Here is a 12136-nt window from a genome sequence, read left to right on the forward strand (position 1 = left end):
CCAGCGCGGAGTTCGATCTCGCTCCACAAACGACAAGTCGATCCACGCGGTACGTTCGCTGAGGCGGTCGAAATCTGTCATAGACACTCAGAACTCGTCCGCCTCATCCTCTAACTTAACGCGACCCGGCTATTACCCCAAAAGGCTATAATAAGCGAAGCTGATCTCCAAGTCAGCGAGAAATTAATTTACAATGTTAGTCGAATATCCCGTTACCAATAAATCCGTTCGCTTGGAGAACAGGCCAACGCAGTCATCGCTCGCCACGCATCGAATGGGGGTAGAACGGTCGTGACTGATACTAGCTATCTTGACCGGCTGGTTGACGATGACGCGCTCAGTGAGTACCTTACCGAGGAGTTCGGGGAGGTGGATACGTTCGACGTTGAGCGACACGCAGAGGGGCACTCAAATGAAACGCTGTTCGTCACGTGGGGCGACCACGAACTGGTGATCCGACGACCGCCGCCCGGTAAGACGGCTGACACCGCCCATGACGTACTCCGCGAACACCATGTCGTCGACGCACTTTCCGGCACCGGCGTTCCGGTACCCCGGACGTTGCGCGCTTGCGACGACCCCTCAGTGCTCGGAAGCGACTTTTATCTCATGGAGCGTGCCGACGGCAGCGTATTGCGAGACGCCGAAGCAAGTCGGTTTGCCAATCCCGACGCACGCAAGCAGATCGGAACCGAACTTATCGACACGCTTGCGGCTATCCACGCCGTTGATTACGAGGCAGTTGGACTTGCCGAATTCGGTCGCCCAGAGGGATACACAACTCGACAAGTCGAGCGGTGGACGGAGCAACTTGAGTGGGCCTTTGGGACAACGGAGTCTGTCAGAGAAGTTCCTGACCTCGTGGCTGTCGGTGAGTGGCTCGCCGACAATGTCCCAGATGACCATCCAGAGACGCTCGTCCACGGAGATTTCAAACTCGACAATGTGATGTATGGGCCAGGGACACCGCCAGAGGTCGTTGCTGTGTTCGACTGGGAACTGTCGACGCTCGGTGACCCACTTGCCGATCTCGGATGGCTGCTGTTGTTCTGGTACGATGAGGGTGACCCAGACCCGGCGATGCCAGATTTAATGTCGACGTTCACAGCTCGCGAAGGGTACCCGACTCGCTCGGAGGTAATCAATCACTATGAGACAGTAACGGGACGTGAGTTCGTTCACGAGCGGTTCTACCGCGCACTCGCAGCGTACAAGATGGCTGGGCTCGGCGAGATGTTTCTCGCGAGGCACCTAAATGACGATAGCGACGACCCACTGTATCCAAAGATGGAAACACAGGTTCCCGAGCTCGCGTCGCGGACACTCGCGTACATCAACGGAGAGACGGAGCGGCTGTAGTCCCCATTGACCATTGTCACCCAACCGTCTCACCGTGCGGTCCAGCCACCGTCCGCAGCGAGTGTTTCGCCGGTAATGAAACTCGCTGCGTCGCTTGCGAGGAAGACGACGGGGCCGGCAATCTCCATGGGGTCGGCAAACCGGTCAAGCGGTGTCCGGTTGAGGATCGACTTTCGAAGCCGTTCGTTCTCCTGTAGCGTTTCAGTGAGGTCGGTTGCGACGTAGCCGGGGGCAACCGCGTTGACCCGCACATCTGGTGCCCAGTCCATCGCTACGCTCTTTGTCAATCCTACGAGGCCGTGTTTCGACGCGACATATGGATGCTGTTTCGGCAGGCCAACCTCTCCCGCAACGCTCGCGACATTGACGACACTGCCACCTGCTTCCCGGAGATGGGGGCCGGCAGCTCGGAGCGTTCGAAACGATCCCCGCAGGTTCACGTCGAGAACACTATCGACCGCAGCGGACTCAATTTCAGTCGGGTCACCAAGCGCGTCTCCAGGGTTGAACCCGGCGTTGTTGACGAGGATATCGAGCGAATCAAACGCTTCCACCGTCTCTTCAAATAGCGTTTCGACGTCATCATCATCGGTCACATCGGCGGTGATGCCGCGGGCTTCGACACCTAGATCGCGGGCTTGGTCGGCAACAGCCTCAACCTCAGTAGCTGTCCGCGCCGAGGGGACGACCGTGGCCCCCGCAGCAGCCATCCCGAGAGTTATGCTGCGTCCGATGCCGCGCCCGCCACCAGTGACAACAGCAACCTGGCCCGAAAGGTCTGGAAGGACATCCACTGGTGCCATGTCAGCTCCGGCCGCGGTCGTATCATCAGTGGTCATTGGCCACCCCCATCGCCAGGCGCATACGGGAGTTCCGGCTCCTCGATCGTTTCTCGAAGCGTCTTCTTATCGAATTTCCCGGTCGCAGTTTTCGGAATCTCCTCACGGATCTGGACGTCGTCTGGAAGCCACCAGCGTGGGAACTCCTCTTGGAGGAACGTCCGGACAGACTCTACGTCAATCTCACAGCCCGCTTTCGGAACGACAAACGCCAACGGCCGCTCCTGCCAGCGTTCATGTGGCGCCGCAATGACGACCGCCTCGGCAATGTCACTGTGTGCCATCAAGGCGTTCTCCAGTTCGATGCTGGAGATCCATTCACCGCCGGACTTGATGACATCCTTTGCCCGGTCAACAACTTCGATGTAGCCGTCTTCGTCAACGGTGGCGATGTCCCCAGTGCGGAGCCATCGGCTCCCGCCGTCATCTGCTTCGACGAAGTCCGTCTCGTTGGCCTCCGGTCGGTTGTAGTACTCCCCAACAACAGTTGGACCGCGAACAAGCAGCTCACCGAACGCCTCGCCATCCCATGCGACTGACTCGCCGTCATCCCCGACAACTTGCATCTCAAGGCCGGGTGAGAGTAACCCCTGCTTCGCTCGTTTGTCGGGAGCCGCTTCGCGGCCGTCGGTGGCAGTCCCGGATGTCGGCCGGGAAACTGAGCCGATACTCATCGTTTCGGTCATCCCCCACGCGTGTTCGATCGTCACCTCATATTCGTCTTCGTAGCGTCGCATCACCTCCCGTGGGGCAGCACTGCCGCCAACGATGATACGCTCAAGCGAGGAGAGGTCACCGCCGTGCTCATCTAGGTGATCAAGGACATCGATCCAGACTGTCGGGACCCCCGCAGTGAGCGTCACCTCCTCAGACTCAATCAGATTGACGAGGTCAGCGGGATCTGGAGACGGCCCTGGGTAGACCTGCTTTGCGCCGGCCATCGTCACAGCATATGGGAACTCCCAAGAGTTCACGTGGAACATGGGGACGACCGGCATCACAACGTCGTCCTCAGCGATGTTGAGCGCAGCGGGCGTCATCACCATCATAGCATGGGCGTAGAGCATCTTGTGGGTGTACTCAACACCCTTCGGCTTCCCTGTCGTCCCAGAGGTGTAACACATCCCGGCTGGATCGTCTTCCGAGAGCGGTGGCCACGACGCTATGGGATCTGTGTCCGCGATCAAGTCTTCGAAGGCCGACAGCGGCAAGTCTGCCTCGGTCTTCGGCACCGTGTCATCCATGACGACGACCTCGCGTACCCCCTCGATACGGTCCCACAGGCGATCGAGGATCGCCACGGCATCACGGTCAACAATCAGTACGTCGTCGGCGGCATCGTTGACGATGTACTCGACGTTGTCGTCCTGTAACAGGAGATTTACCGTATGGAGCTGCGCGCCAGAGAGCGGAACCGCATAATACGCCTCGAGATGTCGGTGGGTATTCCATCCAAGCGTCCCGACTCGATCGCCGGACGTGACACCGAGATCGGCCAGCGCGGCCGCAAGCCGCCGGACACGATCGCCAAAGTCGGCGTAGGTGTAGCGATCGATCCCATCGTGGGTGCGTGAGACGACCTCAGTCTCGGGGAAGAGCCGAGTGGCCCGCCAGAAGAACGGACGGAGTGTAAGCTCCTCAGGCATCGGCAGTCCCCACAGAGAGGTACGTCTCAAGCAGGTCCTCTCGGTCCCGAATCTCATCGACCGTCCCATCGAAAACAATCTCTCCAGTATCCATGATATATCCCCGTTCGGCAAGTTCGAACGCGAAGTCGACGTTCTGCTCAGTCAATAGGACAGTCACGTTCTGTTCAACAACAGTCTGGACGATTTCTTTAAGATCGTCAACGATCACCGGCGCGAGCCCCTCCGTCGGTTCATCAAGCAGCAACACATCTGGTGACTGGACAAGCGCGCGAGCGACCGAGACCATCTGCTGTTCGCCGCCACTGAGGTTCCGTCCGTTGCTATCACGGAGATTGTCAAGCGCAGGGAACAACTCATACATCTCTTCAACCGGCCGCGGATCGCTTGCTAGGTTATGTGCCAAGCGAAGGTTCTCTTGGACGGTCAAAGTGGGGAACACCCGGCGATCTTCCGGCACGAGCGAGATTCCCAGTCCATTAATCGCATCAGATGAGAGTCCTGTAATCTCCTCGCCACGATACGTAACAGAGCCGGACCGTGGGGGAGACGCACCAATGATCGAGCGCATGGTGGTCGTTTTCCCTGCGCCGTTGCGTCCGAGTAGTGTCACTACCTCGCCTTCGTCGATCTCTAGCGAAACCCCGTGAAGGACGTGGCTGTTCCCGTAGTACGTGTCGATTTTGTCGACTGTGAGTATCGTCATACGCTATCACTTCCGAGGTATGCTTCGGTTACCCGTTCATCCGCCAGCACGTCTTGTGGTGTCCCGTCTGCGAGGATCGCTCCCTCGGCAAGCACGACAATTCGATCAGAGATGTCAGTGACGACATCCATGTTATGTTCAGTTACCACGAATGTTGCGTCGAGGTCCGCATCGAGTTCCCGGATCAACGAGACAATCTCCGTGACTTCAGTCGGATTCATGCCTGCGGTGGGCTCGTCCATCAGGAAGACGTTCGGCTCGATAGCGAGCGCCAAGGCGATCTCGACGGTCCGTTTTTCGCCGTGACTCAACGTGTCGCAGGGTGTATCTGCGATGTCTGTGAGCCCAGTGAGCTCCAGTATCTCCTCGATGTCGGCCTCAACGGACTCATCACCAGTTGCCCGCGAGCGGAAGTCAAGTCGGGTCCCTTCGTGGCTGATCCGAGCCACACGGACGTTTTCGCGGACAGTGAGTCCTTCAAAAATATTCGTTATCTGGTACGACCGCGAGAGTCCTGCTTGCGCAACTTCGTGCGGCTCCGCATCGGTAACGTCAGTAAGTTCGTTTTGATCGCCGCTTCGAAGCCAGATAGATCCGCCCGTTGGCTGGAGCACACCAGTAAGGAGATTATAGAATGTCGTCTTTCCCGCTCCATTTGGTCCGATGATACTGGTAATTTTGTCGTCGTCGATCTCGATAGAGACGTTATCGACGGCGGTCAGTTCTCCGAACTGTTTGCGGAGATCGTCTGTCTTGAGGACGGTTGTCACGTGTCATCACCTCTGTCAGTTGCCATGTTATTGTTGCCCGGTTCGTCCTCGTGATCTGACGCAGCCGAGGCCTGTTCACCGGGGTCAACGGTATTCTCTCGTCCACCAGGGTCACTGTCGTCGTTATTGCCGAGCACTCGATCGCGGAGCAGCAAGAGGCCACCAACAGCACCCTGCTTGAAGAACAGCACAACTGCGATAAGCAACGCGCCGAAGAACAGCTCCCAGTAGGCCTCCAGAGCCGGGAAGCGACTAATCGCCCACCGGATGTACAGGAAGATAAATGCGCCCACGAACGGGCCGTAAAAGTAGGTCGCACCGCCGATGACGGTAGCGATAACGGCGATTGCGCTCGTCGACCAGTGGGTCAGTCCTGGAGAGGCAACGCTGGCGAGCCCCGCGCGAAGGACACCTGCAATTCCGACGACTGCTGCCGAAATTATGAACGTCATCCAGCGGTGGTGGCTCGCATCGATCCCGAGCGCGGCCGCCCGGTCAGGACTCTCTCGGATCGCCTTACAGATGGTCCCAAACGGTGAGTTGACGATGCGCCATACTCCGTACGTTGCCGCGACCACGGTAATGGTCGAGATTACGTAGTAGATCCGCCTGCCACCAATCCGAAGGCTTGTACCGCCGAGGTCTACAGTCCCGAGGAGAACAATGACCCCGTCAGTACCGTTTGTCAGTCCCGCCGGATCTTGGATGATGAGCGAGTAGCCCAACATCCCAAACGCAAGGGTGATCAGAGCAAAGTAGATCTCCTGTAACCTGACACTGAGCCATCCGACAGGCACAGCGACGATGATAACGAGTACGAGGCCGACAACGCCACCAATCATGAACGTGACGAGCGGCGAAATTCCGGTACCGACAATATCAGCGATCATCGGTCCTAGGTCTCGCAATACAATTGCGATCCCGTACGCGCCACCCGCGTAGAACAGGCCGTGGCCAAACGACAGCAGACCGGTGTACCCGTACAGCAGGTTGAACCCGAGCGCGAACAGCGAAACTACGAGGAAGTCGGTGAACAGGTAGACTTGGAACGGCGGCGCAAAGGTGATCAAGATTAATGCGAGGGCTCCAAGGACGCCAAACCGCTCACGGGTCCAGCCCTCGGCGACAGCGGATCTAAACTGGCTAACCCGACTGCTGGTGTCGGTCGCGCTCATTCGCCGATCCCCCCGAAGAGTCCCTCAGGACGGATCAGCAACACGATCACCATCGCAAGGAATGGAATCGCGATGCTGCCGGCACTGATAAACTGCGGGCCGAGACTCTGCATCATGCCGATGAGCATCGCACCGACGAACGCGCCGCTCATTGAGCCGAGGCCGCCGATGACCACGACGATAAACGCGTCAATGATCACCTGATCACCGAGGGCTGGGCTGGTCGACTGGAGCGGTGCGGAGAGCGCTCCACCAAGGCCAGCCAGCACGCTACCGAGGAAGAAGACCCCAGTGTAGAGCCGCGGCACGTCGACACCGAGCATGGCTGCCATCTCACGATCTGAGGAGGTCCCTCGGACCAGCGATCCAAAGTACGTCCGCGTGATGAACAGCCACAGTCCAATGAGCACCGCGACAGCCAAGCCAATGACGACCAGCCGGTACGCGTTGAACGTACTCCCGCCGAACGTCACAGAGAAGTTGAACACGTCTGGCGGATCGATCGAGTACGATCCCGACCCCCAGATGAACCGGACTGTCTCGTGAATGACGAGTACGAAACCAAACGTGACTATCAGCTGGTCAAGATCAGAGTCGACACGGTCATACAGCCGCCGGATCGCAGAGAATTCGATCACGGCACCAACGATACCAACGGCCAAAGCGCCCACCACAGCGGCGATCCAGAAGTTGTCAATGACGTTCGAGACCACCGCTAGGGTGACGTACGCACCGAGCATGTAGAACCCGCCGTGTGCGAAGTTGAGCACACCGAGTACGCCGAAGATGAGACTCAGCCCAACCGCAATTAAAAAGAGGCGACTCCCGAGGCTGAGCCCGATGACAACGTCAGAGATACCGATCAGTGGAACGAGTGATGTGAGACTCATAAAAACGGCAAGAGGGTTAGATACCCGTCGGCAGGTCAGAGTCGCCGAGTGCTTCCGACAGCACGTCGGGACCCGCCTCGTATCGGTTCACCGGGTCGAGGACGTTACTTTCCCACTCATCGTCATATGTGACGGTGCCCCAGACTGACGCGACCGTCGCTTGGTTTGTCTCGCTGAACTGGTACTCACCGACTGGGCCCGAGTGCTCCATGCCGGTGAATTCGTCGACGAGCGCGCTGGCCTCTGTGCTACCGGCTGATTCGATCGCGTCTTTGTACAGATAGAGCGCGCGGTATGCTCCCTCGGCATTGTACGTTGGGAGCGTGCCGTACTCCTCGTAGTACGCCTCACGGAACGAGTTGTTCGTCTCTGAGTCAGGGACGAACGGATCATACCGGGTGGATGCGTACTCTCCCTCCGGGAGGGGGCTGCCGTCGCTGGGGTAGTCCGTCCCCATCCCGACACTGAACAGCGTGTGGTCGATCTGGTCGAACCAGCCGGCGTCCTCAGCCTGCCCGATGAACGTTGTGAGGTCAGCCCCCCACAGTGGGGTGAGTACCGCGTCAGGGTCGGCGTCGAGAATGGAGCTAATAAATGGCGTGTAGTCACTCGTCGCCAGCGCCGGGAACTGCTCGGCCGTGAACTCAGCCTCGACACCGAGTCCGTCACAATAGGCCTGGAAGTAATCCCACGTCTCGTACCCGAAGGCGTAGTCTGGCCCAATAGTGGCCCATTCGGTGGCATCGAGTTCCTCGGCAACGCGCGCTGCGCCGTACACGTCTTGTGCGAGACTGTTGGAATCGCGGAACACGTACTCGTTCCCAACGGAGTCTTCATGTTCACCCTGCGGCGAGGTGACGAACGGGGTTGCCGCGTGCGTGATCATGAACGGGACCTGAAGTTGGGATATTTGTGGCGCAACTGCCTGCGCAACGCCACTCGAGTCGAGCCCAAACAGTCCGTCGACGTTGTCCTCTTGGACAAGACTACGGATCTGCTGGATTGCCGTGTCTCCGCTTGCTTCGGTGTCACGGACAATCACATCGACCTCCCGCCCGTCGATACCGCCGTTGTCATTGATCCGCGACTGCGCAAACTCAATTCCCCGTTCTGCCTCTTCGCCGTACAACGAGGCGAACCCTGAGAGGATGTATGCGGCACCGAGCGTTACGGGCCCACTGTCGCCACCACCGCCTGAACAGCCGGCGAGTGCGACCGCCGTCCCCGCACCGGTCGCCTGTAGGAACCGTCGCCGCCCAATCGGCGATTGACTTGCTGAACTCGTCGGTGTCCCCCCAGTCTGCTTTTCCTTGTTTTCTTCATCCCCAATTTCGGTTTCCATTGTTAACAATCGTCCGTGAGTGTCGCTCACTACATAAATGTGTAGGTCCATGACACACCATCCCTTTATCTCGGTTCTGTGCTCCGCTAAACACCCCAGTACAGAATTAGATCGTCAGTTCTGAGTGCCGGGCCGGTTACCTGAGCAGCTATCAAACGTGACCAATGTTAATGTACCTGTGTTGCGTTCCCAGATCGCATGGATGTAGTGAATCCAGCAACGGGGGCTCGTGTTGAGACATACGACGATCACGATGAAGACGACGTTGAAGCGGCCTTAGACCGGTCAGAACAAGCATTCAAAGACTGGCAGACCCGCCCGCTTCGGGAGCGAGAGCAACTTCTGGCGAACGCGGCAGAGGTACTCAGAGAGAACAAACAGGAGTACGCCGAGACGATGACGCGGGAGATGGGTAAACCGATCTCACAGGCGGTTGGCGAGGTTGAAAAGTGCGCGTGGGTCTGTGAGCATTACGCGGAACACGCAAGTGCGTATCTCGAAGCCGACCACCATCCGAGTCCTCCGGGGTCGGAAGTGAAAACCGAACACGAACCGCTCGGAACTGTCTTAGCGGTGATGCCGTGGAATTTCCCACTCTGGCAGGTGTTCCGCTTTGCCGCACCGTACCTCACCGCTGGAAACGTGGGGATTCTCAAGCACGCGTCGAATGTACCTGGGTGCGCGCTCGCAATCGAGGAAGTGTTCCAGAAGGCCGGGTATCCTGATGACGTCTTCCAGTCGCTGCTGATTCCATCGGATCTCGTAGATAATCTCCTGACGGACAGTCGGGTTCGGGCCGCAACGCTGACAGGAAGTGGTCCAGCTGGACGTGCGGTAGCCGCGAACGCCGGTGACCAACTCAAAAAGACCGTCCTCGAACTTGGAGGGAGCGACCCATTCGTTGTCCTCGACGATGCGGACCTATCGGCTGCGGCTGAGACAGGCGCTTGGGCGCGGAATCTAAACGGTGGTCAATCGTGTATTGCCGCGAAACGGTTCATCGTCCACACGGACGTATACGATGAATTCCTTGGCTCACTGACCGACGAGATGGATTCGCTCGTTGTGGGAGATCCCACAAACGAGGAGACCGATATCGGGCCACAGGCCCGAGAAGATCTTATGGAAACTCTTCATGAACAGGTCACCGCAAGCGTCGAGGCTGGAGCGACGCTCGTGACTGGCGGTGAGCCTCTCGACAGAGAAGGAGCCTTCTACCCGCCGACCATCTTGACTGATCCCCCGGAAGGATGTCCCGTCGACACGGAGGAGACATTCGGCCCAGTAGCTACGGTTTACGAGGTTGACGACGAGGAGTCGGCGATCACCAAGGCTAATGACACACCGTTTGGACTCGGAGCCAGCGTTTGGACGCAGGACCGCGACCGCGGTGAGCGTGTGGCAAGCCGTATCGACGCGGGCTGCGTGTACGTGAATCAGTTGGTGAAGTCCGACCCACGGGTTCCGTTTGGCGGTGTCAAGGACTCAGGCTATGGCCGGGAACTCTCCGAGGCTGGGATCAAGGAGTTTGTCAATCGCAAAACCGTTTGGATCGAATAACATCGGACAAGTTGGGTAGCGGCTTTTAAATGGGCCTTCGTCAGGTGGACAGCATGCCGAAGTCAATAGCGCCCACATTACCGAGCCATTTCCCTAACTGCCGAGGGCTTGAGCGGTCGCGTTCTCTGTACCAACGGAGGTGTTCGTGGGTGTCCGTATTTCGAGCGATTCGTCGTCGTACACTCTCATGGTCTCAATTACAGTACCGTTCTCGGCAACTCGTTGGACGATAACCGTCGGCGTCTCCGTAGGCGTCACTGGGTCTGTTTCGGTAGGATTCTCGACCGGTGTCTCGCCAGCGAGGAACTGCGAGATCGCGTCAGTCTCTTCGAACGAATCGACGTTCCCGGACCGTGCGTCTACAAACGCGACGTACGCGATCCCGCTGTTATCTTCGGGGACGACGCGCACTTGCCAATACTCTCGATCGTCGATGACTGTGAGAATGGGTTCGGCTGGCGAAAAGCGGTCCCAGTCTGTCTGTGGCGCTGATTGCCGCACGAGATCTGCTGCTCGCTGTGGGCCGAACAGCGAGTCAGTTGGGATGTAGCGTTCGAAGGTTCCGGTTTGGCCGTCGATTGTCCACAACTCTTGGAGACCCTGTGCGTCGCCGTACGGTTCGACAGCAACAACGTACTGCGGCCCCGACTCAGAAAGAATGAAGAACGGCTGGTCGTTTCCGTCTCCGGGAAGCGGTGCGATCTCGATTTCATCTTCGTGGCTCGTATAGGTGTTGAGGATTCCATTTCGGTACTTCGTTGCCGCGACCGATTGAAGCGCCAGTTTCTCTGGATACAGTTGCTGAGTGTCAAGAATTGGGCTAGCCGCAGCCTCAGAGGGAGAGAGCATGTCGATCGAACCGCTTGGATCAATGACGGCGACGCCTCCCCACTGTGGTGTCGAGTGTGGTAACGGCGTCAAGTGGAATGTGGGCTCAGTGTATGGGACGGTGATGTATTGAGTCTCATTGTGGATGACCATCTTCGGATCACCGTAGTCCACGAGATACGCCTGCGATTTGAGGAGCTTCCAGCGGTAGTTCCGATAAAAGATCGTTCCGACGCCAGTTTCGAGCTCGCCGTCTACGGACCGTACATTCGCCTGCTGAGTTGTCATATCGACAAGGACAGTTCCGGCTTGACGCTTTGTGATCGTGTTAAATAGGCCATCCGGAGCGAGCGGAGCAGCCCAGTAGGGAGTCCCATTCACCACGCTGATATCGGTCTCCCCGACGCGGTACTGCGGCCGGTTGAGTGTGTTCGATGCGTACCGTTCGGCGACCGCTCGCGTGACAATTCGGGGATTGTCGGCGTCAACATCGTCGAGTTGCTCAACAGTAGCCGTCTGGCTCATTGTTTGGTCGCTTAATGTGACGCCAGCGACTGCGTTAGCGACGGGCATCAGCGCGAACGCAGCGATCACGACGACGACTACACCGACACGAAGTGGGGTAATCGTGTGGTCGCTGCTGGAGAGCGTGTTGATGACGGTCTCAACGCGGTCGCCCGCACGTACGGTAACCCACGCCGCGATACTACCAGCAATGATGCCAAGCAACAGTAGCGGCGTCGTATACACCGTGTAGATGAGGCCATGGAGCCACGGCCGGAAGAACCAGCCGACGGCAACAGCAAGAATCCCAACAATGCCAAGCGGAATCCACGGTGGCGCCGACTGGTCTTGATCCGAGTCATCTGATGGCCAGTCGGCCAGATTGGTATCGAAGGGTTGTTCGTCTGAATCATCGGATGGAGGGCGTTCTGACATTCGTATGGGGCGTGAAATTATGATCTTGAACCTTGTATGTATGAGTTGCGAACCAACCCGCAAATTAGGTAGTAACTTCGCC

The 12136-nt window shown here is 58.1% G+C and carries 10 protein-coding genes; 2 read left to right on the top strand and 8 right to left on the bottom strand.

From position 1 onward, the window contains the following. The first annotated feature begins 291 nt into the window (after positions 1-291). Entirely contained in the window at positions 292-1359 is a 1068-nt protein-coding gene (locus tag EXE51_RS05610) for a phosphotransferase family protein (RefSeq protein WP_094494241.1), read from the top strand. A gap of 29 nt (positions 1360-1388) precedes the next feature. Here EXE51_RS05610 and EXE51_RS05615 read toward each other — a convergent pair whose 3' ends face one another. Genes EXE51_RS05615 through EXE51_RS05645 form a run of 7 tightly spaced genes read right to left on the bottom strand, consistent with a single transcriptional unit; the run spans position 1389 to position 8727 of the window. Further along, a complete protein-coding gene (locus EXE51_RS05615; RefSeq protein WP_137692179.1) occupies positions 1389-2198 on the bottom strand; it encodes an SDR family NAD(P)-dependent oxidoreductase in 810 nt (269 codons plus the stop codon). Next, positions 2195-3844, bottom strand: coding sequence for a long-chain fatty acid--CoA ligase (locus tag EXE51_RS05620; RefSeq protein WP_137692180.1), 1650 nt, complete (start codon positions 3842-3844; stop codon positions 2195-2197). The genes EXE51_RS05615 and EXE51_RS05620 overlap by 4 nt, the downstream gene beginning before the upstream one ends. After that, on the bottom strand, positions 3837-4550 hold the full coding sequence (locus EXE51_RS05625; RefSeq protein WP_049933134.1) for an ABC transporter ATP-binding protein: 714 nt from the start codon (positions 4548-4550) through the stop codon (positions 3837-3839). Before EXE51_RS05625 ends, EXE51_RS05620 begins: the two co-directional genes overlap by 8 nt. Next, on the bottom strand, positions 4547-5320 hold the full coding sequence (locus EXE51_RS05630; protein WP_049933132.1) for an ABC transporter ATP-binding protein: 774 nt from the start codon (positions 5318-5320) through the stop codon (positions 4547-4549). The genes EXE51_RS05625 and EXE51_RS05630 overlap by 4 nt, the downstream gene beginning before the upstream one ends. Beyond that, a complete protein-coding gene (locus EXE51_RS05635) occupies positions 5317-6495 on the bottom strand; it encodes a branched-chain amino acid ABC transporter permease (protein WP_137692181.1) in 1179 nt (392 codons plus the stop codon). The genes EXE51_RS05630 and EXE51_RS05635 overlap by 4 nt, the downstream gene beginning before the upstream one ends. After that, positions 6492-7385, bottom strand: a complete 894-nt coding sequence (locus EXE51_RS05640) for a branched-chain amino acid ABC transporter permease (RefSeq protein WP_049933129.1) — start codon at positions 7383-7385, stop codon at positions 6492-6494. The genes EXE51_RS05635 and EXE51_RS05640 overlap by 4 nt, the downstream gene beginning before the upstream one ends. Before the next feature lie 16 nt (positions 7386-7401). After that, positions 7402-8727, bottom strand: a complete 1326-nt coding sequence (locus tag EXE51_RS05645; protein ID WP_137692182.1) for an ABC transporter substrate-binding protein — start codon at positions 8725-8727, stop codon at positions 7402-7404. Between the two features lie 198 nt (positions 8728-8925). Between EXE51_RS05645 and EXE51_RS05650 the strand changes: the two genes are divergently transcribed. Then, positions 8926-10287 carry an NAD-dependent succinate-semialdehyde dehydrogenase gene (locus EXE51_RS05650; protein WP_049933126.1) on the top strand — a complete coding sequence of 454 codons (1362 nt, stop codon included), beginning with the start codon at positions 8926-8928 and terminating at the stop codon, positions 10285-10287. Between the two features lie 93 nt (positions 10288-10380). Here the strand turns inward: EXE51_RS05650 and EXE51_RS05655 are convergent, their stop codons facing one another. After that, complete coding sequence (locus EXE51_RS05655; protein ID WP_137692183.1) at positions 10381-12054, bottom strand: hypothetical protein; 1674 nt, start codon at positions 12052-12054, stop codon at positions 10381-10383. Positions 12055-12136: the final 82 nt, after the last annotated feature.

The sequence above is a fragment of the Halorubrum sp. CGM5_25_10-8B genome (assembly GCF_005435095.1).
In the GTDB taxonomy this organism is placed as follows: Archaea; Halobacteriota; Halobacteria; order Halobacteriales; family Haloferacaceae; genus Halorubrum; species Halorubrum ezzemoulense.

What these genes read in the sequence shown, in the direction of transcription:
- EXE51_RS05615 (WP_137692179.1), bottom strand. Translation starts at nt 2,198, where the DNA reads ATGACCACTGATGATACGACCGCGGCCGGAGCTGACATGGCACCAGTG.
- EXE51_RS05620 (WP_137692180.1), bottom strand. Translation starts at nt 3,844, where the DNA reads ATGCCTGAGGAGCTTACACTCCGTCCGTTCTTCTGGCGGGCCACTCGG.
- EXE51_RS05625 (WP_049933134.1), bottom strand. Translation starts at nt 4,550, where the DNA reads ATGACGATACTCACAGTCGACAAAATCGACACGTACTACGGGAACAGC.
- EXE51_RS05635 (WP_137692181.1), bottom strand. Translation starts at nt 6,495, where the DNA reads ATGAGCGCGACCGACACCAGCAGTCGGGTTAGCCAGTTTAGATCCGCT.
- EXE51_RS05640 (WP_049933129.1), bottom strand. Translation starts at nt 7,385, where the DNA reads ATGAGTCTCACATCACTCGTTCCACTGATCGGTATCTCTGACGTTGTC.
- EXE51_RS05645 (WP_137692182.1), bottom strand. Translation starts at nt 8,727, where the DNA reads ATGGAAACCGAAATTGGGGATGAAGAAAACAAGGAAAAGCAGACTGGG.
- EXE51_RS05650 (WP_049933126.1), top strand. Translation starts at nt 8,926, where the DNA reads ATGGATGTAGTGAATCCAGCAACGGGGGCTCGTGTTGAGACATACGAC.
- EXE51_RS05655 (WP_137692183.1), bottom strand. Translation starts at nt 12,054, where the DNA reads ATGTCAGAACGCCCTCCATCCGATGATTCAGACGAACAACCCTTCGAT.